The sequence below is a fragment of the Carnobacterium sp. genome (genome assembly GCF_045617425.1).
In the GTDB taxonomy this organism is placed as follows: Bacteria; Bacillota; Bacilli; order Lactobacillales; family Carnobacteriaceae; genus Carnobacterium_B.
Window position 1 is genome coordinate 293382 of record NZ_JAZLIO010000003.1, and the last position, 22565, is coordinate 315946.

At 35.8% G+C, this 22565-nt stretch carries 23 protein-coding genes and 1 other annotated feature; of the genes, 21 read left to right on the forward strand and 2 right to left on the reverse strand.

Translation table 11 applies throughout. The features are described from left to right. The first annotated feature begins 58 nt into the window (after positions 1 to 58). The 4 genes from ACKI3H_RS01955 to truA all read left to right on the forward strand — a co-directional run bounded on the left by ACKI3H_RS01955 (position 59) and on the right by truA (position 3581). Positions 59 to 961: a deoxyribonuclease IV gene (locus ACKI3H_RS01955; RefSeq protein WP_407370615.1), complete on the forward strand. Its 903-nt coding sequence runs from the start codon at positions 59 to 61 to the stop codon at positions 959 to 961. Positions 962 to 1201: 240 nt separating this feature from the next. Then, positions 1202 to 1789: a LemA family protein gene (locus tag ACKI3H_RS01960; protein ID WP_407370616.1), complete on the forward strand. Its 588-nt coding sequence runs from the start codon at positions 1202 to 1204 to the stop codon at positions 1787 to 1789. Positions 1790 to 1821: 32 nt separating this feature from the next. Further along, entirely contained in the window at positions 1822 to 2652 is an 831-nt protein-coding gene (locus ACKI3H_RS01965) for a TPM domain-containing protein (protein WP_407370617.1), read from the forward strand. A gap of 188 nt (positions 2653 to 2840) precedes the next feature. Next, positions 2841 to 3581 carry a tRNA pseudouridine(38-40) synthase TruA gene (gene truA / locus ACKI3H_RS01970; protein ID WP_407370648.1) on the forward strand — a complete coding sequence of 247 codons (741 nt, stop codon included), beginning with the start codon at positions 2841 to 2843 and terminating at the stop codon, positions 3579 to 3581. Between the two features lie 183 nt (positions 3582 to 3764). On the opposite strand, the gene ACKI3H_RS01975 is transcribed toward truA, so the two are convergent. Beyond that, on the reverse strand, positions 3765 to 4598 hold the full coding sequence (locus tag ACKI3H_RS01975; protein WP_407370618.1) for a pyruvate, water dikinase regulatory protein: 834 nt from the start codon (positions 4596 to 4598) through the stop codon (positions 3765 to 3767). 163 nt (positions 4599 to 4761) lie between these two features. On the opposite strand from ACKI3H_RS01975, the gene ACKI3H_RS01980 reads away from it, so the two are divergent. The 14 genes from ACKI3H_RS01980 (at position 4762) to ACKI3H_RS02045 (ending at position 18092) form a co-directional block, all read left to right on the forward strand. After that, entirely contained in the window at positions 4762 to 5184 is a 423-nt protein-coding gene (locus tag ACKI3H_RS01980; RefSeq protein WP_274413432.1) for a Fur family transcriptional regulator, read from the forward strand. A gap of 178 nt (positions 5185 to 5362) precedes the next feature. After that, positions 5363 to 5536 (forward strand): 30S ribosomal protein S21, encoded by a 174-nt coding sequence (gene rpsU, locus ACKI3H_RS01985; RefSeq protein WP_007725241.1) that lies wholly within the window; start codon positions 5363 to 5365, stop codon positions 5534 to 5536. A 35-nt stretch (positions 5537 to 5571) separates the two neighbouring features. Then, positions 5572 to 6018 (forward strand): GatB/YqeY domain-containing protein, encoded by a 447-nt coding sequence (locus tag ACKI3H_RS01990; protein WP_350450045.1) that lies wholly within the window; start codon positions 5572 to 5574, stop codon positions 6016 to 6018. 182 nt (positions 6019 to 6200) lie between these two features. Then, positions 6201 to 7211 carry a PhoH family protein gene (locus ACKI3H_RS01995; RefSeq protein WP_407370649.1) on the forward strand — a complete coding sequence of 337 codons (1011 nt, stop codon included), beginning with the start codon at positions 6201 to 6203 and terminating at the stop codon, positions 7209 to 7211. 11 nt (positions 7212 to 7222) lie between these two features. Then, positions 7223 to 9427, forward strand: a complete 2205-nt coding sequence (locus tag ACKI3H_RS02000; RefSeq protein ID WP_407370619.1) for an HD family phosphohydrolase — start codon at positions 7223 to 7225, stop codon at positions 9425 to 9427. A 52-nt stretch (positions 9428 to 9479) separates the two neighbouring features. Then, on the forward strand, positions 9480 to 9956 hold the full coding sequence (gene ybeY / locus ACKI3H_RS02005; RefSeq protein ID WP_407370650.1) for an rRNA maturation RNase YbeY: 477 nt from the start codon (positions 9480 to 9482) through the stop codon (positions 9954 to 9956). Continuing rightward, positions 9940 to 10335 carry a diacylglycerol kinase family protein gene (locus ACKI3H_RS02010; RefSeq protein ID WP_407370620.1) on the forward strand — a complete coding sequence of 132 codons (396 nt, stop codon included), beginning with the start codon at positions 9940 to 9942 and terminating at the stop codon, positions 10333 to 10335. Before ybeY ends, ACKI3H_RS02010 begins: the two co-directional genes overlap by 17 nt. A gap of 15 nt (positions 10336 to 10350) precedes the next feature. Beyond that, positions 10351 to 10761, forward strand: a complete 411-nt coding sequence (locus ACKI3H_RS02015; RefSeq protein WP_407370621.1) for a cytidine deaminase — start codon at positions 10351 to 10353, stop codon at positions 10759 to 10761. Then, positions 10761 to 11669, forward strand: a complete 909-nt coding sequence (era, locus tag ACKI3H_RS02020; protein WP_407370622.1) for a GTPase Era — start codon at positions 10761 to 10763, stop codon at positions 11667 to 11669. Before ACKI3H_RS02015 ends, era begins: the two co-directional genes overlap by 1 nt. An 85-nt stretch (positions 11670 to 11754) precedes the next feature. After that, positions 11755 to 12570: a DNA repair protein RecO gene (recO, locus tag ACKI3H_RS02025; protein ID WP_350450040.1), complete on the forward strand. Its 816-nt coding sequence runs from the start codon at positions 11755 to 11757 to the stop codon at positions 12568 to 12570. 39 nt (positions 12571 to 12609) lie between these two features. Continuing rightward, positions 12610 to 12787: a binding site (T-box leader), on the forward strand. A gap of 82 nt (positions 12788 to 12869) precedes the next feature. Further along, a complete protein-coding gene (glyQ, locus tag ACKI3H_RS02030; RefSeq protein ID WP_013710795.1) occupies positions 12870 to 13781 on the forward strand; it encodes a glycine--tRNA ligase subunit alpha in 912 nt (303 codons plus the stop codon). A 1-nt stretch (position 13782) separates the two neighbouring features. Further along, positions 13783 to 15867 carry a glycine--tRNA ligase subunit beta gene (gene glyS / locus ACKI3H_RS02035; protein ID WP_407370623.1) on the forward strand — a complete coding sequence of 695 codons (2085 nt, stop codon included), beginning with the start codon at positions 13783 to 13785 and terminating at the stop codon, positions 15865 to 15867. A 91-nt stretch (positions 15868 to 15958) separates the two neighbouring features. Next, positions 15959 to 16231 carry a DUF488 domain-containing protein gene (locus ACKI3H_RS02040; RefSeq protein ID WP_407370624.1) on the forward strand — a complete coding sequence of 91 codons (273 nt, stop codon included), beginning with the start codon at positions 15959 to 15961 and terminating at the stop codon, positions 16229 to 16231. 145 nt (positions 16232 to 16376) lie between these two features. Continuing rightward, positions 16377 to 18092: an ABC transporter ATP-binding protein gene (locus ACKI3H_RS02045; RefSeq protein ID WP_407370625.1), complete on the forward strand. Its 1716-nt coding sequence runs from the start codon at positions 16377 to 16379 to the stop codon at positions 18090 to 18092. A 60-nt stretch (positions 18093 to 18152) separates the two neighbouring features. Here the strand turns inward: ACKI3H_RS02045 and ACKI3H_RS02050 are convergent, their stop codons facing one another. Next, entirely contained in the window at positions 18153 to 18989 is an 837-nt protein-coding gene (locus ACKI3H_RS02050; protein WP_407370626.1) for a metallophosphoesterase, read from the reverse strand. Between the two features lie 156 nt (positions 18990 to 19145). Here ACKI3H_RS02050 and ACKI3H_RS02055 point away from each other — a divergent pair, with 156 nt between their 5' ends. From ACKI3H_RS02055 to dnaG, 3 genes are all read left to right on the forward strand, one after another. Continuing rightward, the gene (locus ACKI3H_RS02055; protein WP_407370627.1) at positions 19146 to 19664 is read left to right on the forward strand and encodes a transcription repressor NadR; all 519 of its coding nucleotides are present in this window, start codon (positions 19146 to 19148) and stop codon (positions 19662 to 19664) included. Positions 19665 to 19760: 96 nt separating this feature from the next. Beyond that, complete coding sequence (locus ACKI3H_RS02060; RefSeq protein ID WP_407370628.1) at positions 19761 to 20327, forward strand: hypothetical protein; 567 nt, start codon at positions 19761 to 19763, stop codon at positions 20325 to 20327. A 372-nt stretch (positions 20328 to 20699) separates the two neighbouring features. Then, positions 20700 to 22553 carry a DNA primase gene (dnaG, locus tag ACKI3H_RS02065; protein WP_407370651.1) on the forward strand — a complete coding sequence of 618 codons (1854 nt, stop codon included), beginning with the start codon at positions 20700 to 20702 and terminating at the stop codon, positions 22551 to 22553. Positions 22554 to 22565: the final 12 nt, after the last annotated feature.

Consider the following 22565-nt stretch of genomic DNA (forward strand, 5'->3'; position numbering starts at 1 on the left):
CTTTTGAAACAACTAGCTTAGAATAAGAGAAAATGCATTTAATGTTAGGAGAAAAAAGATGGTTTTATTAGGATCACATGTTTCAATGGGTGGAAAAAAAATGTTGCTTGGTTCAGCTGAAGAAGCGAGCAGCTACAATGCTACAACGTTCATGATTTATACTGGAGCTCCACAAAACACGCGACGTAAATCAATTGAAGATATGAATATTTCGCTAGGTACTTCCTATATGGAGGAAAATAATCTGTCTAATATGGTTGTTCATGCTCCATATATTATTAATCTAGGAAATACTATCAAACCTGAAAATTTCACATTTGCGATTGAGTTTTTAAGAGCAGAAATTTTAAGAGCGGAAGCATTAGGAGCCAGACAAATTACTATGCATCCAGGTGCGCATGTAGGTGCGGGATCAGAGGCAGGTATTGCTCAAATTATTAAAGGATTGAACGAAGTTTTGCATAAAGATCAACTAGCACAAATTGCTCTAGAAACAATGGCTGGAAAAGGAACTGAAGTAGGACGTAATTTTGAAGAAATCGCTAAAATTATTGACGGTGTAACCTTAAATGACAAGCTTTCTGTAACAATGGATACTTGCCATATAAATGATGCAGGATATAACGTGAAAGAGGACTTTGATGGTGTTTTAAATGAGTTTGATAAAATTGTAGGATTAGAACGTCTTAAAGTGGTACATGTGAATGATTCAAAAAATCCACAGGGCAGTCATAAAGACCGTCATGCAAACATTGGTTTTGGAACGATTGGATTTGACGCGTTAAACAAAGTTGTGCATCATCCTCAATTGATTAATCTACCTAAAATATTGGAAACACCCTATGTAGGTGAAGATAAAAAAGATAAAAAAGCACCATATGGCTATGAAATCAAAATGCTAAAAGAACAGACTTTTAATCCTGATTTATTAGAGGATATTTTAAATCAAATAGGTTATTAATCAGTCAAGTAGTACTCTAAAGAGAAAAAGAAAGGAATCTTTCTTTTTCTCTTTTCTTAACTCTATTATTTCCTAAATAATGACATTTATGACATAATTAATCCGTGTATAATATTATAGGGAATTAAAGTGATGTTTTAAGATTAAATATAGGGTTTTCATCCTTAAGTCGGATGCATCAATCAAAAATATACAGTATAATTAAATCAATAGAATAATATAAGAAAGAAGGATGACAAAATGAAAAATATGAAAAGCGGCACGAAAATAATTATAGGAATTATCGTAGCTGTAGTGATTATCGCCATTCCATTAATTAGTTCGTACAACGGATTAATCAAAGAAGAAAGTAACGTGGATCTTGCTTGGTCACAAGTTGAATCACAATTGCAACGTAGAAATGACTTGATTCCTAACTTGGTTAATTCCGTTCAAGGCGCAATGGATCAAGAAGAAGAAGTATTTACAGCTATAGCAGATGCACGTGCTTCATTAAGTGGAGCGGGTTCGATGGAAGAAGAAGTAGAAGCAAATAACGAAATGAATTCAGCATTATCCAGATTATTAGTAGTGGTTGAAAGTTACCCAGAGTTAAAATCTAATGAAAACGTAACAGCTTTAATGGATGAATTAGCTGGTACAGAAAATAGAATTGCCGTTGAAAGACAACGTTACAATGAGACAGTACAAGGATACAACAATCGTGTGAAACGATTCCCAGGTTCAATTATTGCAAGTATGACTGGTTTTTCAGAAAAACCTTATTTTGAAGCAGTTGAAGGCGCAGAAATAGCCCCTGAAGTTGATTTTGATAATAATGAGGAATAATTGTAAAGACTTATGTGTTAGGAGGAAATTTAGTGAGAAAAATTGACCGTTTTTCAATTTTAAGTTTTTTCTCGATTTCTTTCGGATTGTTGCTTATGTTACTGTTTCCTTTAAATGTCGAGGCGGCTGTTGATTATCCAGAACCTTCTACTGAGTTTTATGTTTATGATGAAGCAAATTTGCTTTCTGATGAAACAGAAAAATTTATTATAGATGTTAATAAACATTATGAAGATACCCAAGAGAAGCCACAAATAGTTGTTGCTACAGTAAACAGTTTGCAAGGTGTGACAATTGAAGAGTACACCGTAGAACTGTTTGAAAAGTGGGGAATTGGGAATGATGAGTTAGATAATGGAGTCTTGATTCTTTTATCTGCTGAGGAACGTGAAATCCGTTTTGAAATCGGCTATGGATTAGAAGGTGCTCTGACAGATAGTGGAACTGGAGCGATTTTGGATCGAAATCTTGAAGATTTATCCAATGATGATTACAATGCAGCATTGAAAAATATTTTTACTGAAACAGCAATAAAAGTTAATGAAGAATATCAGTTTGATAATGATACAATTTTTTCTGGCTACGACGTCAATGCCGAAGATTATGAAGACGACTCAGGAGACTTTCCAGCTATTCTTATAGTTGTGTTTATCTTCTTTGTTATCAGCAGCTTTTTTGGTGGAGGCGGATCAGGCGGCGGAAGAGGAAGACGAAGCAGCATGTGGCCTTTCTTACTTGGAATGTCCGGCGGAAGTCATTACCGTGGAGGCGGTGGCGGTTTTGGCGGAGGAGGTTTCGGTGGTGGAGGCGGCTTTGGAGGCGGTGGATCATCCGGTGGTGGGGGATCAAGCCGAGGTTTCTAAAGTATAGCTAACTCCTTTGAGCTAAATCAGTAAAAAAATTAAATGCCCCTGTCGTATAGAGGGGCATAAATAAACAAGTAAATTAGTAACAAGTACTGTTAATGTCTAATCTAATAAACAATTATAGGTCTAATAGAGAAGTATACGGCATGGAAATAGGGCAGAATTAAATGATTAAGAGGGATATAATGAGAAACATTAAAATGACGATTGAGTATGATGGCGGTAGATATTTAGGCTGGCAAAGGCTCAGTGATTCAGACAAAACCATTCAGGGAAAAATAGAAAATGTCTTAACCGCAATGACAGGAACAACAACTGAAATAATTGGTTCAGGGCGCACGGATGCCGGAGCTCATGCTAAAGGGCAGGTAGCTAATTTCAAAACAACATCTACCATGGAATTTCCAGCGATGTTAGACCATCTAAACCGTTATCTCCCACGTGACATTGTTGTGAAAAAACTTGAGGAAGTTCCCGAAAGATTCCATGCAAGGTATAATGCCAGTGGAAAAAAATACAGCTACTATGTTTGGAATAATAGTATCCCTTCTGTGTTTGAACGTAATTTCAGCTATGATCTTCCTGGAGAACTTGATATTGACAAAATGAACGAGGCTTGCAGCAAACTTGTTGGAACTCATGATTTCATAGGTTTTTCTTCACTTAAAAAATCTAAAAAATCGACAGTCAGAACAATCAATGAAATCAAGATTCATAAAGAGGGCAATCTGCTTCACTTTACCTTCACAGGAGAAGGTTTCCTATATAAAATGATTCGAATCATTATGGGAACGCTCTTGGAAATTGGATCAGGTATGGCAGATCCATCATCTATAGATGCTATCTTTAAGAGTGGGATCAGAAGCGAGGCCGGCATGACAGTGCCTTCTCAAGGATTGTTTTTAGATGAAGTATATTATGACTAATCAGGCTATTTGCCGGTTACGATTTCTAGCTTTAGCTTAAGATCATCTAGATAGTGGACTTTTTTCAGAATATAAAGTATAAACCTAAAGAATTATAGCTTAAAAGCTTTAATTCTTTAGGTTTATTTTTTAGGTTACGAATAGAAAATTCCATGGTTTATTCAGTTAAAAGTGGAGTTATAATTAATTCTGTTCGTATTTTTTATGTTCGATTTGTAAAGTATTAATAATGATTGCAGCGGTCTCTTCAATCGATTTTTTTGAGACATTGATTACTAAACATCCTAATTTATCATACAAATCTTTTGCGAAAACAAGCTCTCTATCAATTCGGTCTAATTTAGAATATTCCGTATCTGGATTCATTCCATAGGTGATCATTCTTTCACGACGAATAGAGTTCAGCGCTTCACGGTCACTGGTTAAACCAACTATTTTTTTCGGATCTACTTCCCATATTTGTTCGGGTATATGTGCTTCAGGAATAAGAGGCAAATTAGCGACTTTATAATTCTGATTAGCTAAAAACATACTTAAAGGTGTTTTTGACGTTCTAGAAATCCCAAGCAATACGATGTCAGCTTCTAAAAAACCTTTAGGATCACGACCATCATCAAATTTAACAGCAAATTCAATTGCTTTAATTCGATTAAAATAGGTTTCATCCAGAAGATGCAAAGCTCCTGGTTTTTGTATAGGGGCCATTTCAGAACGTTCTTCAAGCTCGCTTATGATTGGAGAGAGCGGATCAAAACAAACCAACTTATGCGATTCACAAAACGTTTTAGCTGTTTCATTTAAAGTTTCATCTACCAATGTATGAAGGACGATTGCATTATCGACTTCTGCTTTTTCTAAAATAGATAAAAGAGTATCCGATCCACGAATGAAAGGATAGGCTGAGACTTTAATATCTGCATCAGGAAACTGAGTCATAGCAGCTTGTCCAAGTTGACTAGCTGTTCCGCCTACTGAATCGGAGATGATATAAAAATTAATAGTTGATTTTGAAGACATGATGTTCCTCCTTTTTGTATCTGCTTACTTCATTAATAGTATACAAGAACCACCAACTAAACAACAATAAATCACTTTAAAAAAAGGTGAAATCAAGAACTTGATTAAGCTGTAGCAAATGCGTTATACTATGTGATGGTAAATGGATCATGTAAAGGAGGCGATCACTTATATGACAGCAGTTGAACAAGCAATCGAAACGTTGAAAGAACACGGATATAAATACACAGACAAACGTGAGAATATGTTATCCGTATTTGCAGCTGAAAATCGATATCTAACAGCAAAAGAAGTACAACTTGGTTTGAAAGAAAGATATCCTTCTATTAGTTACGACACGATTTATCGAAATATTTATACATTTGTTGAATTAGAGGTACTTGAAGAAACTGAATTAAATGGGGAAAAAATGTTCCGTTTTGGGTGTAAACATACTGGACACCATCATCATTTTATTTGTACAAATTGCGGAAAAACAAAACAAATTGAAATGTGCCCAATGAATTTCTTTGAGACTCAACTAAATGGGTGCCAGATTGAATCCCATCGATTTGAAATTTTTGGGAAATGTGAAAATTGTTCTTAATAAATGGTATAAAAACCAAAAAACTGCTTATTTTTTATTAAAATATGGAAATGTTGTATTGACGTAAAAAAATACATTCGATATAATAAGGAAGGACAGTGTTTAAGAATACAGTAATTTTATTTAATGTGTTCTTAAATAACAGTTACTTTTTCAAGCACGGAGGGAGGGAATTTATATGTCAAAAACAGTTATTAAGAAAAATGAATCTCTTGATGATGCTCTTCGTCGCTTTAAACGTTCCGTTTCAAAAACAGGTACTTTACAAGAAGCTCGTAAACGCGAATTCTATGAAAAACCAAGTGTGAAACGTAAGAAAAAATCTGAAGCTGCTAGAAAACGTAAATTCTAGTAAAAATAGCTTTTAGAATTGAGGGTGGGAAAGTCTTGTCACTTTTAGAAACCATTAATGACGACATTAAAACTGCGATGAAAGCCAAAGATAAAGAATCTTTAGCTGTTCTACGTATGTTAAAAGCTGCATTGCAAAATGATCAAATCAGCAAAGGTAATGAATTAAGTGAGGATGAAGAGTTAACAGTTCTTTCTCGCGAAATGAAACAACGTCGTGAATCTCTTGCAGAGTTTAAAGAAGCTGGTCGAGAAGACCTAGTTGAACAAACTGAAGCAGCTATGCACATCGTTGGTAACTATTTACCTCAGCAACTTTCTATAAACGAACTTAAAGCGATTATTCAAGAAGCTATTACTAAAGTAGATGCTAAGTCTATGAAAGATTTTGGAAAAGTTATGGGAGTTGTTGTGCCTTTGACAAAAGGTAAAGCAGACGGTAACGAAGTCAATCGATTAGTAAAAGAACTTTTGAATGCATAAAGGATAAGCAGTTATCCGTTAAAAAAGATAAAGTTAAGATAATTCTTAACTTTATCTTTTTTTTGCTCTTAAGATTTAAGATGTGGATTTCTATCTAAGAAGGAAAGCTTCATTTTAAACAAAAAATGTGCTATTCTTTAAAGTATAGAAAGAAGAAGGAGTGTGTTGTTTGGTTGACTAACTTGACGAATGAAACACGTTTAGTAAATTTGAAAAATGAAAATACTACAGCTATTCTATTTGGTACTCAAGATAAACATTTAACGTTATTAGAAGAATCAATGGAAGTTATCATTAACAGCCGTGGAAGCCATTTAGAAATTATTGGCTCTGAAGAAACCACAGCTATAGTTGAGGAAATCCTTAATCAATTAGAAGAGTTGATCAAACGCTCCATTCAAATTGGACCATCAGATGTGGTTACTGCCATTAAGATGGCTAAAAAAAATACATTGCAATTTTTCGTCAGCATGTATGAAGAAGAAATTGGGAAAGATCATGGTGGCAAACCAATACGTGCAAAAACATTTGGTCAACGCCAATATGTTCAATCCATTAAAAAAAATGATATTACTTTTGGTGTAGGTCCAGCTGGAACAGGTAAAACCTATTTAGCAGTTGTCATGGCAGTTGCTGCTATGAAAAAAGGGGAAGTGAAAAAAATCGTTTTGACTCGTCCGGCTGTTGAAGCAGGCGAAAATCTTGGTTTTTTACCTGGAGACTTAAAAGAAAAAGTCGATCCGTATTTGCGCCCAATCTATGACGCTTTGTACAGCGTGTTCGGCTTGGAGCACACTACTCGATTAATGGATCGTAACGTTATCGAGATTGCTCCATTAGCTTATATGCGAGGACGTACATTGGAAGATTCATTTGTTATATTGGATGAAGCACAAAATACGACAAAAGCTCAAATGAAGATGTTCCTGACTCGACTTGGTTTTGGCTCAAAAATGATTGTAAATGGAGATGTTACTCAGATTGATTTGCCTAGAGGAGCTATTAGCGGGTTGGTCCATGCTGAAAAAGTATTGCACAAAGTTAAAGGGATTGATTTTGTACAATTTGATTCGAATGATGTAGTGCGTCATCCAGTAGTTGCAAGCATTATAAATGCTTACAGCGAAGAAAAAACAATAAGTGAAATCAAAAAAGATGAAATTGAAAAACTGAGTACTGAAAAAAATGAATAGGAAGTGAATGAATGCGAAGAAATTTAATACGCCTTCAGAAAAAACTGGGCAAGCTATATATTCCTTCTATTCTTTTGCTTTCTTCTGTGATTATATTTTTTATTATGTACAGCACCGTTAAACCTACTGCTTTAGATATCGAGTTGTTTCAAGTAGCAGACGAGACCATACGTGCAAATGCAACTGTAGAAGATACAGAAAAGACAAAAGAAAATAAAGAAACTGTCGCAGCAACGGTTTCTCCTGTATACACGTATAACCCGGACTTGAAGGGCATCCAAATATCAAAAGTAGAAGTTTTATTTGCTACGATAGATGAAGTGATTCAAGAAACAGATAAAAAATATGAAGCTGACTTAAAAGAAGCAAGAAAAAAAGCTACTGAAAACGATCCTGAGGTAAGTGCTGAGGAATTGTCAGAGATGAAAGTATCTAGATTATCAGAAGATGAGATGCTGAGACTATTTAAAGAAAAACTAAACAACTTAGACGATGCCACAAAAGAATTTATTGATATGCTTCCAGATTGGGCTGTTTCAGATTTATTGACTACGAATGAAGCAACTTTAGTGAGTATGAGAGAATCAATTGTTTCTGTGGTATCTCAATTCATGACTCATCCGATTAAAAGCGAAGAAGTAAGTGAAATTAAAATAGAAGCCAATAACAATTTGGATTATTCTGATTTAGACTCAAATAACCAACGCATCGCCAGCTTGATTATCGATAATGCTATTGTTGAAAATAATACCTATAATGCAAATGCTACCGAGCAAAAGAAAGTTGAAGAGATGGCTAATGTTCCTCCTTCACTGATTTTACAAGGTCAAGTAATTGTTCAAGAAGGCCATGTTGTTGACAGCAATGATATGCATCAGCTTGAATTACTAGGTCTTCTGGACAATTCTTCTTCAAGGCAATCTTTATATGGACTGATTGTATTGATCTTTACGCAAGCGTTGCTTTTGTATTATTTAGGCAAATCTAGAAAAATTGACAGAATCGATCATGGACGTCAAATTACGTTCTATTCTATTATTATGATTGCTTCATTAGTGTTGATGAAAAGCTTGCAGTTGCTTCAAAGTTCAGATATTGATTATATCGGTTTATTGTATCCAGCTGCTTTAGCTTCAACGTTATTAACGGCATTTGGCTCACGACGTTTTGGAATATTGGCCAATGGATTTACAGCTGCATTTTCTATCTTTATTTTCAGTCCAGATTCAGGTACTAGTTTTAGCATTATTTTAGTCCTGTTTTATCTATTGAGCGGTATGATGGGTACAATGATTACGCGTACTAAAATCACCAATCAATTCTGGTCTAGTTTTATTTGGGTCACTGTATTCAATGCCTTGTTTATCAGTTCATTTATCTTATACTTAAATATGAATTTTTGGTCACAACAAGTTTTTCTAATGATTTTCTATGCTCTATTGAGTGGAATCATTTCTTACTTACTGGCTGTACTTCTATCGCCGTATATTGAAGTTTTATTTGAAGAAAATGCTGTATTGACGTTAACTGAACTATCTAACCCGAACAGCCCATTGCTAAAAGAACTGCTGACAAAAGCTCCAGGAACTTATCATCATAGTTTGATGGTAGCGAATTTAAGCGCAAATGCAGTCGGGGCTATAGGGGGAGATTCCTTATTTGCTCGAGTGGCATGCTACTATCATGATGTTGGAAAATTGCGTCATTCACTCTTTTTTGTGGAAAATTTACCACCTGGGATGGAAAATCCACATAATTTATTAACTCCTTTTGAAAGTAAAGAAATTATTTTTGGACATGTTAGTGAAGGAGTCAAAATGCTTGAAAATGCTAAAATGCCTCAATCGATTATTGATATTTGTGCTCAGCACCATGGGACAACACTTATGAAATATTTTTATGTTATGGCTAAAGAGAAAGATGAATCCGTACTTGAAAGTGATTTTAGGTATCCGGGACCAAAACCGCAAACAAAGGAAGCAGCTGTCATCAATATTGCCGATAGTGCTGAGGCAGCTGTAAGGTCTATGTCGCATCCGACTAAAGAATCCATTGAAAAATTCGTTCATAATTTAATTAATGGAAGAATCACAGATGGTCAATTTGATGAATGTTCGATTTCTTTACGTGAATTGAAGATAGTTGAAAAGGCAATTTGTGAAGGATTGAATGGTACGTTCCATTCGAGGATCGAATACCCCACATTGAATAATTAATATCAGCTGAGGGTTACAATTGAGGAATAAAAAAGGAGCGAAGATAGTACTCATGGAATTAGATTTGTATGATGAAACCAACAAAATTACTATAGAACAAAAAGAATTGATCCAGGCATTGCTAGAATTTGCTGGAGATCATCTAGAGTTGCCAAAGGATGCTGAGATGTCAGTGACATTTGTTGACAATGAAAATATTCAAAAAATCAATAAGACTTACCGTGGAAAAGATCAACCGACTGATGTCATTAGTTTTGCTATTGAAGATGAAGCAGAAGACGAATTAATGATCAACTTCGACAATTTAGAAGAACCGATGCCAAGAAATATTGGCGATATTATTATTTCTGTTGATAAAACCGCAAGCCAAGCCGATGAATATGGACATTCTTTTGATCGAGAATTAGGATTTTTGGCCTTACATGGGTTCTTACATTTGAATGGGTATGACCACATGACCCCTGAAGATGAAAAAGAAATGTTTGGATTGCAGAAAGAGATATTGGAAGCCTATGGACTTAAAAGATAAAAAAGAAGTAGTAAAAAACTCTAGATTTTTAGATTCCTTTAAATATGCATTTAAGGGAGTTCTAACGGTATTTCAAGAAGAACGGAATATGCGTTCCCATGTTGGAATCGGTTCAATAGTACTATTGTTGTGTCTGTTCCTTAATTTAGCTGTCAATGAATGGTTATGGGTTATCTTCAGTATATTTCTAGTAATTATAATGGAAGTTTGGAATACGGTTATTGAAAATGTGGTTGATCTAGCTGCTGGCGAGAGATATCACCCTTTGGCAAAGAAAGCTAAAGATATGGCTGCAGCAGCTGTTCTAATGACAGCAGGATTTTCCGTTGTAGTAGCGACAATTATTATATTACCTAAATTATGGCAAATACTATTTTAAAGGGGATCAACATTTATGCACACTGCAGGAAAAAAAGTCGAAGAATTAATTCAAAAAGCAACGGATATGCTAGACAAAGCTTATGTTCCTTATTCTAAATTTCCAGTTGGAGCAGCTCTTTTAACGAAAGAGGGAGAAGTATTTTCAGGATGTAATATTGAAAATGCCTCTTTTGGTTTAACCAATTGTGCTGAGCGTACAGCAATTTTCAAAGCTGTTTCTGAAGGTAAAATGGAGTTTGACTATTTGGTGGTTACCGGCGATACAGACGCCCCTATCTCACCTTGTGGAGCTTGTAGACAAGTACTAGCAGAATTTTGTGGTCCAGATATGCCTGTCTTACTAACGAACAATAAAGGAAATAAACACATAACAACGGTTGGCGAATTGCTACCCGGAGCTTTTAAATCGGAGGATATGGTTTAATGAAAAATACAAATGAGCACAAATCAGGTTTTGTTTCTATCGTAGGACGTCCAAATGTTGGTAAGTCGACGTTGTTAAATAGAATTGTAGGGCAAAAAATAGCAATTATGAGTGATAAAGCTCAAACAACAAGAAATAAAATTCAAGGGATTTACACAACTCCTGAATCACAAATCGTATTTATTGATACACCTGGTATTCATAAACCGAAACATCGTCTAGGGGATTTCATGGTAGATTCAGCTTTTAGTGCTTTTAGAGAAGTTGATGTGATCTTATTTATGGTAAATATTGCAGAAAAAAGAGGACCCGGAGATAATTTTATTATGGAAAGATTAAAAACAGTAAAAAGTCCTGTGTTTTTAGTTTTGAATAAAATTGATAAAATACATCCAGATCAATTGCTGCCGATTATCGAAGATTACCGATCATTAGTAGATTTTGCACAAGTTATTCCGATTTCAGCCTCTGAAGGAAACAATGTAGATACATTGTTAGAGGAAATTACAAAATATCTTCCTGATGGACCTCAATTCTACCCGGAAGATCAAGTGACCGATCATCCCGAATACTTTATCGTTTCTGAATTGATTCGTGAAAAAGTATTAGAGTTGACTAGAGAAGAAGTGCCTCATTCTGTGGCGGTAGTAGTAGAAAGTATGCAACGTAATGAACTGGGGAAAGTTCAAGTTCATGCAGCAATCATTGTAGAACGTTCAAGTCAAAAAGGGATCATTATTGGCAAAGGCGGAAAAATGCTGAAAGATATTGGTATTCGTGCGAGAAGAGATATCGAAGTATTACTGGGAGACAAAATTTACCTTGATCTTTGGGTAAAAGTTCAAAAAGATTGGCGCGATCGTCAAACGAATTTACAAGACTACGGTTACCGCAAAGATGATTATTAATTAGCAGGAACCAACTAAAAAAACAAACCATATTTTTATGGTTTGTTTTTTTAAGCTGAGATTGTATCTCGTAGGAGGATTCTAAATGGCTCAAGTAGAAGAAGTAGAAGGCATTGTGTTATCTGTGCGAAATCATCGCGAAAACGATCAATTAGTTAAATTGTTTACGAATCGCTTTGGCAAGAGAATGTTTTTTGTTAAAGGAACCAGAAAGCAAAAGAACAAACTCAGAACTGCGGTGTTGCCATTTACGAAAGCGACATATATTGCGGATATTCGTGATACGGGGCTTTGTTTTATAAGAGATGCAAAAGAAGTGGATCAGTATAAAAGTATGCAAACCGATATTTTTTTAAATGCTTATGCAACCTATATTTTAAATCTAGCTGACGCAGCTCTAGACGATGGGATTGTGGATAGTACGTTATTTCATAAAATTGACCGGTGTTTAACCGAAATCGATGAAGAAACGGATCCTGAGATCGTCGTGAATATATTTGAAATCCAGATTCTTCCATACTTTGGTGTTTCGCCTGAATTAAGAGGCTGCCGTGTATGTGGAAATACAGAAGGTCCCTTTGATTACTCAGGCAGTTATGGTGGTCTACTGTGCCAAAATCATTGGCATCTAGATCGTCACCGCTATCATGCAAGCAGAAGAGCCATTCATTTTATTCGTTTGTTTTCAGTAGTTTCATTGGATCAATTAGGGGCTATTACGGTTAAAGAAGAAACAAAACGTGAAATCAGGACGTTGATTGACCTAATCTATGAAGAGTCTGTTGGAATCAAGTTAAAAAGTAAAAAATTTATCGATCAAATGTATACTTGGGGCAATCTCTTAATAGACAAGAGAGTTCCTCCGAATGAAACGCCAGATAAGAATGAAAGTAATGATTGACAAAAGTTCTTATGACAAGCTATGATAGTAACAACTGAATAACCAGCGATGAAAGAAAAGAGTAAAAATTTTACCTCTATAAAAGCGAACTTGGGATAGTGAAAGCCGAGTATAGACAAAGTTTTGAAAGGCCTTCTGGAGCTGTTTACTAAAAGAGATGCTAGTTTTATTTAAACTAGAATTAGGGTGGAACCGCGATTGTACTATCGTCCCTATGCTGATCCTGATCAGCATAGGGACTTTTTTTGTCTTATTTTTTAGTTATCCATTAGGATTTGAAATGAAAAGGAGAATGCGTAATGAAAGAAAATAGTTTAACGTTTCAAGAAATCATTTTAACTTTACAAAAATATTGGTCTGATCAAGGGTGCCTGTTGCTCCAATCCTATGACACAGAAAAAGGTGCCGGAACAATGAGCCCTTATACTTTTTTACGTGCTATTGGGCCTGAACCATGGAATGCAGCTTATGTAGAGCCATCAAGACGTCCAGCAGATGGCCGTTATGGTGAAAATCCAAACCGTTTATTCCAACACCACCAATTTCAAGTCGTTATGAAACCTTCACCGGATAACATCCAAGAACTTTATTTAGAAAGTCTGCGCTTATTAGGCATTGATCCTTTAGAACACGATATTCGTTTCGTGGAAGACAACTGGGAAAATCCTTCTATGGGCTGTGCAGGTCTAGGTTGGGAAGTTTGGTTAGATGGAATGGAAATCACTCAATTTACGTATTTCCAACAAGTTGGTGGGTTAGAATGCAATCCTGTAACTAGTGAGATCACATTTGGTTTAGAACGTTTAGCTTCTTACATTCAAGATGTCGACAGTGTGTATGATATTGAATGGACAAAAGGCGTAAAATATGGCGAAATCTTTATTCAGCCTGAATACGAGCATTCAAAATACGCTTTTGAAAATAGCAATCAAGAGATGCTTTTAATGTTATTTAATGAATATGAAAAGGAAGCGACTACTCAAATTGAAGCAGGTCTGGTTCATCCAGCTTATGATTATGTTTTAAAATGTAGCCACACCTTTAATTTGTTAGACGCAAGAGGAGCCGTTTCGGTTACTGAGCGTGCCGGATATCTGGCTCGTATTCGTAAAATGGCTCGTTCGATTGCAAAAGCTTTTGTTACCGAACGTGAAAAATTAGGGTTCCCTTTGCTTCAAGGTCAATCTATCGAAAATAAGGAGGCAAAGTAATATGACTAAAAATCTGTTATTAGAAATCGGTTTAGAAGAAGTACCCGCTCATATCGTTACCCCGAGCAGCAAACAATTAACACAAAAAGTAGCTGCCTTTTTAAAAGAAAATAGATTACCACATGGAGAAGTGATTCCTTTTTCAACGCCACGTCGTCTAGCGGTCATTGTGAAGGATATTGCCGAAAAACAAGAAGACATTGAAGAATCTGTAAAAGGCCCTGCTAAAAAAATAGCTCAAGATGCTGAGGGAAATTGGAGTAAAGCAGCTATAGGATTTGCGCGTGGTCAAGGGGCAACGACTGAGGACATTTATTTCAAATCAATTAAAGACGTTGAGTATGTTTATGTAGATAAATTTATTTCAGGTAAAACCGTTAAAGAAATTTTAGTTGGGTTAGATGAAGTGATTACCTCTATGACTTTCCCAGTAAGCATGCATTGGGGCAGCCACTCCTTTAAATACATTCGCCCATTTCATTGGTTGACTGCGATGTTGGATGAAGAAGTGATTCCTTTTGAAATCTTGGATGTTCAAACGTCAAATACCTCACGCGGACACCGCTTTTTAGGACGAGATGTCACTTTTGCTAGTGCATTAGATTATGAAAAAACATTAGAAAATGTTTTTGTGATTGCGGACAGTGCCAAACGTAAACAAATGATTGTGAGTCAAATTGAAGAGTTGATGGAAGCAAATCAATGGTCTGTTACATTTGATGAAAAATTACTAGAAGAAGTCAACAATTTGATTGAATACCCAACTGCTTTTTATGGTTCATTTGATAAAAAATACCTCGATTTACCAGAAGAAGTATTGATTACATCGATGAAAGACCATCAGCGTTATTTTGGAGTGAAAGACAGCGAAGGAACTATTTTGCCTTGCTTTATTTCTGTTCGTAATGGAAATGCTGAGCACATTAAGACAGTTGCAAAAGGAAATGAAAAAGTATTGACTGCCCGTTTAGATGATGGTCAATTCTTCTTTGAAGAAGATCAAAAATTAACAATTGCTTCTTGTGTGGATCGCTTAAAACAAGTAACTTTTCATGAAAAAATTGGTTCGATTTATGAAAAAATGAACCGAGTACAAGCTATTGCTCAATTGATTGGGGAACAAGTTGGCTTAACGACGACTGAGTTAATTGATTTAAAACGTGCTTCTGAAATTTATAAATTTGATTTGGTAACCAATATGGTAGGAGAATTCCCTGAATTGCAAGGAATCATGGGAGAAAAGTATGCCTTGATGCAAGGAGAAAATCCAACTGTAGCTGCTGCTATCAGAGAACACTATATGCCGATCTCAAGTGAAGGAGAACTTCCACAATCGTCTGTCGGAGCCGTGTTAGCGATTGCCGATAAACTAGAAAGTGTCTTGAGTTTCTTCGCAGTTGGAATGATTCCAACTGGATCTAATGATCCATATGCCTTGAGACGTCAGACATACGGTATTGTACGCATTATTGAATCAAAAAATTGGGTTTTCCCTATGGACTCACTTAAAGACGGTATTTTAGCTGCTCCAGTTATCACACAGAGCGCTTTGGTAGAAGGTTACCAATCAAGCACTCCACAAGTCATCGATTTTATTAAAGCACGTGTACGTCAATTATTAATGGCAGAGAGCATTCGTCATGATGTTATCGATGCGGCTTTAAATTCTCGTCAAGATAATGTACTGAAATTGATCGAAGCTAGTCGAATCATCAATGGTCATTTATCTGATGCTGTTTTTAAACCAACCATCGAAGCGTTGACTCGTGTCTTAAATTTAGCTGCTAAAGGGGAAGAACTTCTTGATCAAACGCAAGTATCAGTAAATCCTGCTTTATTTGAAACACCATCTGAACAAAACTTGCATGAATCATTTGCAGCAATTGCAACAGAGTCTAGCCAAGAAAACAGCCATCAGAGCTATGAAGCTTTTGAACAGCTACAACCATTAATTGAAGCCTTTTTCAATGAAAATATGGTTATGGCAGACAATGAAGCTGTTCGAAATAATCGATTAGCGTTATTGATGCAAATCTCTGAATTTGTGTTATCTTTTGCAAGTGTAGACAAATTAGTTGTTAAATAACCTTTAGCAAATAAGTTTACTTTATACTCCATTAAGGATAGAATTTTCCTTAGTGGGGTTTTTATTTAATTGGATAAAGGAGTGAACAGCTATGCTTAACTATCCCTTAACCATGAAACGGATTTATGAAAAAGTAGAAAAAGAAGATGGGTGCCGTATTTTAGTAGATCGACTGTGGCCAAGAGGAGTAGCGAAAGAAAAAGCCGATTTAAAAGAATGGGCTAAAGAAATTGCTCCAACTCCAACGATTCGCAAAGCGTTTAACCATCAACCACAAAAATTTAATGCGTTTAAACAAGCTTATTGGGCTGAATTAGAAGCCAATCCACACGTGGAAAAATTCAAACAATATATTTTCGGGTAATTGAACCCCCCGGTAACCTTTATCTATATTGCCAAAGATGAAGAATGCAATCATATGGTCATCTTGATGGAGTACGTTCAATCTAAATAAGGTACATAAAAAATAGTATAGTAATCAAATTGGCTAAACCAGATTGGAGGATCCTATGTTAAAACGCTTTTTTAGTTATTATAAGCCGTATAAAAAATTATTTATTTTAGATTTTGGCTGTGCGATACTCGCAGCTGTTTTAGAATTGTCTTTTCCGCTAGTAGTCAATCGAGTAGTCGATGACCTCTTGCCTTCAGCTAATTGGACATTGATTGTAACAGTTTCGCTATCTTTATTGTTTTTGTATGTTGTAAACACTTATTTGCAGTATGTCGTTGTTTATTTTGGGCACAAACTGGGAGTGAATATCGAGACAGATATGCGTCGTGAATTGTATGGTCACTTGCAAGAGCAGCCGTTCAGTTATTATGACAATCAAAAGACAGGGAAATTAATGACACGCTTGACAACGGACTTATTTGAAATATCGGAAGTTGCTCATCATGGTCCCGAAGATGTGTTTATCACCATCATTACTTTGGGTGGAGCATTTTTGCTGATGTTAACAGTGCACGTTCAATTAGCTTTAGCAACGTTTGTGATGATTCCTTTTATCACCATAGCATTAGTGTTTTTCAATAAACGCATGACCAAAATCAACACAAAGATCTTTAATGATTTAGGTGAATTTAGTGCAGGTATTGAGTCGTCCGTGAGTGGGATACGTGTGGTTCAAGCCTTTGCAAATGAAGAACATGAAGCCGGAAGATTTGAGTTACTGAATCAAGCTTATCGATCATCAAAAATTTTATTCTATAAGATGATGGCCATCAGCTCTTCCTATAATTATTTACTGATTCGTTTAATTAATTTATTTGCCTTATTTTTTGGAGCTTACTATACGATTCAAGGTGAAATTAGTTATGGTGATTTTGTAGGGTTCATCTTATTATCCAATGTATTTGTTCGACCGATTGAAAAAGTGAACACGATGATTGAGAGTTACCCTAAAGGAATTGCAGGATTTAAGAGATTAACAGAAGAACTTGATAAAAGACCTACTATTCAAGATAAAGAACATGCAATTGAAGTCGACCGCTTAAAAGGGGATATTGAGTACAGACAAGTATCCTTCTGGTATGATTCGTCCAAAAGAGTGTTGGACAAAATCAATTTATCGATTCGTGCAGGTGAAACGGTGGCGTTTGTTGGCCCTAGTGGAGCAGGGAAGACGACTATCTGTAATTTGCTGCCTCGTTTTTATGAGGTTAGTGAAGGAGAAGTAACAATTGATGGAATCAACATTCAAGATATGACGATGCAGTCTTTGCGAGAACAAGTCGGTGTTGTTCAACAAGATGTGTACCTTTTTCCAGGGAGCATCAGAGAAAATGTGGCTTATGGGAAACTAGATGCTAGTGAAGAAGAAATACGAAAAGCAGTCAAATTAGCGCATTTAGAAAAAATTGTTGATGAGATGCCGGAAGGACTGGATACAATTATTGGAGAGCGAGGCGTAAAATTATCTGGCGGTCAAAAACAACGCTTATCTATTGCGCGCATGTTTTTAAAGAATCCTCCGATTTTGATTTTAGATGAAGCGACCTCTGCTTTGGATACTGAAACAGAACAAGTGATTCAAGAATCTTTAAACTCATTAGCCGAAGGTCGCACGACATTGATCATTGCGCATCGTTTAGCGACGATCAAGCATGCTACACGTATCATCGTGGTAAATGAAGAAGGAATTGCTGAAGAAGGCAGTCACGAAGATTTATTAGCAAAAAATGGGCCATATAAAAAGTTGTATGAGGCACAATTTAGTCAATAAAGTAGATATAAAAGCAACCACTTATGAGAGCTCCTGTTCTTTCCTCATAAGTGGTTGCTTTTATTTAGTGCGTTCAAGGGTGATTACTAACAGATGGGGTTTGTTATTGATGCGAAATGGAAATAGGCTATTTCCGATTCCTCTGCTGACGACTAATTTTTTTGAGGGGTCTACTTCGCTATTATAGATTCCTGTGGTGTATTTAGGAAAGAAGCCCTGACCAGGAGCGTACAAAGGACCGATAAGAGGGAGTCTTATTTGGCCACCATGAGCATGACCGCTAAATGTGATATCTGGTTCAATAAGAGGGTTAGAAGTTAGATAGTCTTCAAAATATTCAGGGTGATGAGCGAGTAACAATACAGGCATGTCCGTTATAGGATTTATCATAGGGACATCAATAGGATAATCCTCATCTTTAACCCCTACTAAAGCTAACTGAGCATCGTTGAATTCTATAGTGATCTGTTCATTGTTTAATAACGTAACTCCGCTTTGATTGATTTCTTGAGCCCATTCATCTAATTGTCCACTGCTCGTTTCATGGTTTCCCGATACGGTATAAGTTGGCGCAAGAGTACTCAAGGAGCGGCCGAATTCTTCTAAAGGTACATTGCTTAAATCAGCTGTACGATCAATCAAATCTCCCGTTAAGAAAATCAGATCTGGTTGGGCTTGTTCTATTTCGGAAAGCAACATTTCAATTGAGATGCGGTTTCTTTCAAAATGGGTATCTGATACGTGGACGATTTTTAATTGATCTAATTCTTGGGGGAGATCTTCGAGTGCAATCGTTTGGTATTCAATGTCTAATGAACGATTTTGATAGTAACCATATAGACAAAAAATCAGAGTTAAACTGATGAAGATAAGTAAACTAAGTTTGAAAAGTTTCATTAGATCCTCCTAACTGAAATCATTTTTTTAAATTATAGCATATTTAGGAATAGTTCCTATATAAATTAAGAAGTTTTATTTAAAGGCTTCAAACGTGTTCTATTAAGGTATAATAAGATTAAAACGAGCGTATTAATGGGAAAAGGACTGATTTTTATGGAGGCAACGAAAAGAAGAGACAGTATTATTTCGATTTTATCACAAGAAAACAGACCCATAAGTGCAAGAAATCTGGCTGCACGATTAAATGTGAGTCGCCAAATTATTGTGGGCGATGTAGCCTTGTTAAGAGCGAGTGGGGTTGATGTTATTGCTACCCCAAAAGGATATGTATTGGAATCTGCTTCTATGACGAACAAATATCTTGGGCAATTAGCTAGTTCCCATAGTGCAGCAGAAACAAAAACTGAATTGTATGCGGTAGTCGATAATGGAGGAGAAGTGGTGGATGTTATCGTTGAGCACCCAATATATGGAGAATTAAAAGGACGGTTAATGATTGCTTCACGATATGATGCAGATCAATTTATGGAAGCAATCGAAAATAAACAAGCCAACTTATTATCTGAATTAACCGGTGGTGTTCATCTGCATACCATAGCCTGCCCAGACAAAAAAACATTTGATCGAATAAAAAAAGAACTGAATACCTTAGGCATTTTATACAAAAATTAAAAGGTGTCTTGACATCTTTTCGAAAACACCTATAATTAAAGTTGCTAACGTGTCTTGACACGTGTAAATGCGCATTTGAGGATAGGAGTTGTTGAAATGAAAACGAATGGAGTTCACAAATTAACGATTGCAGCTTTGTTGGTAGCTGTAGGTATTTTAATTCCAATGGTTTCACCAGTTAAATTAATCTTGGAACCCGCATCCTTTACGTTAGCTAGTCATGTGGCGATTTTTATTGCGATGTTTATCTCGCCTATGATTGCACTGACTGTAGCTTTAGGAACGGCGCTCGGATTTTTGCTTGGTGGTTTCCCGATTATTATCGCTTTGAGAGCTTTGACCCATGTTGTTTTTGCGGGAGTCGGGTCTTATATTCTCCTGAAAAAACCTTCAATTTTGCAATCGACTGCTAAAACGCAACTCTTTTCGTTTTTAATCGGCTTGCTGCATGCTAGTTGTGAAGTAGCTGTAGTTTCTGTTTTTTATTTTGGTGGTGAGATGACTACTGCTTATTATACGCAAGGTTTCTTACAATCGGTTTTCCTATTGGTAGGAGCAGGTACGATTGTTCACAGTATGATTGATTTTATGCTTGCACATATTGTATGGAAATCTTTAATGAGTCGCTCGACATTCTCGGCAACAGTAGCAAAATTAAAATGAAAAATCACTGAAGTGAACAATTGGTTTGGAACTACGCGCTATGCGAGGCTCTGAACCAATTGTTTTATTTTACGTTTGTCCGTGATGAAAAGATTCTAGCAAATGAGGTTAAAGCAAAATAAATAACTTTTATTAATCTTTATAATAAATCTCTTTATAGGTAACAAAGGACAATGTTAGCTAACCAATTTAAAGATTTGTTTTCTTGTAAAGAATGTGCTATTATAAAACATGTATATTTCTGTCTGAGAATAGATTTTGAGAGTGAAGTCGCACTAGTATTTGAGTGCGACTTTTAGAGACTAAATGTAATTTCTGATAGAAACTAACGTTCTTTATTTTTTTGATTAAGAGGTGAACAGCTTGGCGATAATGATTCCAGAAGAAACGGTCAATAAAGTACGACAAGAAACCAATATAGTGGATGTTGTCAGTCAGTATGTTCAATTAAAAAAGAAAGGCAAAAATCTTTTTGGTTTTTGTCCTTTTCACGAAGAGCGAACTCCTTCATTTTCTGTAACAGAAGAGAAACAAATTTTTCACTGTTTTAGTTGTGGACGTGGTGGGAATGTTTTTACATTTTTAATGGAAGTCGATGGGTTAACTTTCCCAGAAGCTGTCATTAAAACAGCTGAATTGAGTCAATTTGAATTAGATGAATCTTTGGTACAAGACCACGATCATAAAAACCAGCCAAATGACTCAGCTAAAGAAAAACTAATCCGTGTCCATGAAGAAAGTGCAGAATTATTTCATCATATTCTATTGAATACCACAATAGGAGAAGAAGCTTTAGAGTATCTAACTCAAAGAGGATTGACCCGTGAAGTAATTGATACGTTTAATATCGGGTTTGCTCCACGAGAACGAACCATGCTTCATCAATATTTAATTGGAAAAAATTATGAGCAAGAGTTATTAAAAAAAACGGGTTTGTTTGTTGAGAAGGATAGTGGGGAATTACTTGATCGATTTTACAATCGGATTATCTTTCCTATTCGCAATCAACAAGGAAAAACCGTGGCTTTTTCAGGTCGGATATTTCAGCCAGATGCTGATGTCAGTGCACCAAAATATTTAAATAGTCCGGAGACTCAATTATTTAATAAACGAACCGTTCTGTTTAATTTTGATCTTGCACGTTCTTCGATCAGAAGAGAAAAAGAAGTTATTTTGTTTGAAGGATTTATGGATGTTATTGGAGCTTGGAAGGCCGGTATAACCAATGGAATTGCTTCAATGGGAACCAGTCTTACCAACGAACAAATACATTTGATTGACCGAACTACAGATCATGTCATAATTGCTTATGATGGAGATTCTGCTGGAATTGAAGCGACCAAACGAGCTAGTGATCTTTTAGCAGCAGAGACCAATTTTGATATTGATATTATTCGATTCGCTGAAGGTATGGACCCGGATGAATACATTAAAAAAAATGGTGCGGATGCTTTTAAAGAACTGATTGCTCACGGAAGAGAAACACTTTTTGGGTTCAAAATGTCTTATTACCGTAAGTCGCTCAATTTATCAAATGAGAGTGAACGACTTGGATATATTGAAAAGATATTATCTGAACTGCTTTCTGTCACTTCAGCTGTTGAACGTGAACTCTATTTTAAGCAACTAGCAATGGAATTTGACCTTTCGATTGATTCATTAAAAGAACAGTTTCAACAGAAATTCCATGAGTCTCGTAATAAGCGGACAAAAGAAAAACAGCAGCAAAGTCAGCAGAATCATCCTGCTGAAGCAAATTACCCGCAAGTGCAGACCCAAAAAAGGAAACCAACTAATATTGAACACGCTGAACGGTTGCTATTAAATCGGTTATTTCACTTTGAAGAAGCATGGATTATCTTGAAGAATATTGCAGATGAATTTCATTTTGTACATGATGAGTATCAAATGGTCTTTATTTTGTATGAAAGTTTCCGAGAACACACAGCTAATGAAGGTACGATTGATGCGTTTATTGATTTTGTAAAAGAACCGGAATTGAAAAATTTAATTGTTGAAATTGAACTGTTATCAATAAGCAACGAAGTTTCGACAAGAGAAATAGAGGATTATTTAGATGTGATCTCTAGAAAATCTGGTCTTCAATTGCAATTGAAAGAAAAACAAGATGCATTGAAAGAAGCATCCAGACGAGGCGATAAAGAACAGCTTCGTGTGCTGATGATCGAAGTAGTTAATTTATCTCGTTTATTGAAAAATAAATAAAAATGATTCATA

Bases quoted from the DNA above. Each gene is read 5' to 3' on its own strand.
- ACKI3H_RS02050 (WP_407370626.1), bottom strand. From the start codon at position 18,989: ATGAAACTTTTCAAACTTAGTTTACTTATCTTCATCAGTTTAACTCTG.
- ACKI3H_RS02010 (WP_407370620.1), top strand. From the start codon at position 9,940: ATGGACTTAAAAGATAAAAAAGAAGTAGTAAAAAACTCTAGATTTTTA.
- ACKI3H_RS02040 (WP_407370624.1), top strand. From the start codon at position 15,959: ATGCTTAACTATCCCTTAACCATGAAACGGATTTATGAAAAAGTAGAA.
- dnaG (WP_407370651.1), top strand. From the start codon at position 20,700: ATGATTCCAGAAGAAACGGTCAATAAAGTACGACAAGAAACCAATATA.
- ybeY (WP_407370650.1), top strand. From the start codon at position 9,480: ATGGAATTAGATTTGTATGATGAAACCAACAAAATTACTATAGAACAA.
- ACKI3H_RS02000 (WP_407370619.1), top strand. From the start codon at position 7,223: ATGCGAAGAAATTTAATACGCCTTCAGAAAAAACTGGGCAAGCTATAT.
- rpsU (WP_007725241.1), top strand. From the start codon at position 5,363: ATGTCAAAAACAGTTATTAAGAAAAATGAATCTCTTGATGATGCTCTT.
- ACKI3H_RS02055 (WP_407370627.1), top strand. From the start codon at position 19,146: ATGGAGGCAACGAAAAGAAGAGACAGTATTATTTCGATTTTATCACAA.
- era (WP_407370622.1), top strand. From the start codon at position 10,761: ATGAAAAATACAAATGAGCACAAATCAGGTTTTGTTTCTATCGTAGGA.
- truA (WP_407370648.1), top strand. From the start codon at position 2,841: ATGAGAAACATTAAAATGACGATTGAGTATGATGGCGGTAGATATTTA.
- ACKI3H_RS01975 (WP_407370618.1), bottom strand. From the start codon at position 4,598: ATGTCTTCAAAATCAACTATTAATTTTTATATCATCTCCGATTCAGTA.
- ACKI3H_RS02060 (WP_407370628.1), top strand. From the start codon at position 19,761: ATGAAAACGAATGGAGTTCACAAATTAACGATTGCAGCTTTGTTGGTA.
- ACKI3H_RS01955 (WP_407370615.1), top strand. From the start codon at position 59: ATGGTTTTATTAGGATCACATGTTTCAATGGGTGGAAAAAAAATGTTG.
- ACKI3H_RS01960 (WP_407370616.1), top strand. From the start codon at position 1,202: ATGAAAAATATGAAAAGCGGCACGAAAATAATTATAGGAATTATCGTA.
- ACKI3H_RS02045 (WP_407370625.1), top strand. From the start codon at position 16,377: ATGTTAAAACGCTTTTTTAGTTATTATAAGCCGTATAAAAAATTATTT.
- glyS (WP_407370623.1), top strand. From the start codon at position 13,783: ATGACTAAAAATCTGTTATTAGAAATCGGTTTAGAAGAAGTACCCGCT.
- ACKI3H_RS02015 (WP_407370621.1), top strand. From the start codon at position 10,351: ATGCACACTGCAGGAAAAAAAGTCGAAGAATTAATTCAAAAAGCAACG.
- recO (WP_350450040.1), top strand. From the start codon at position 11,755: ATGGCTCAAGTAGAAGAAGTAGAAGGCATTGTGTTATCTGTGCGAAAT.
- glyQ (WP_013710795.1), top strand. From the start codon at position 12,870: ATGAAAGAAAATAGTTTAACGTTTCAAGAAATCATTTTAACTTTACAA.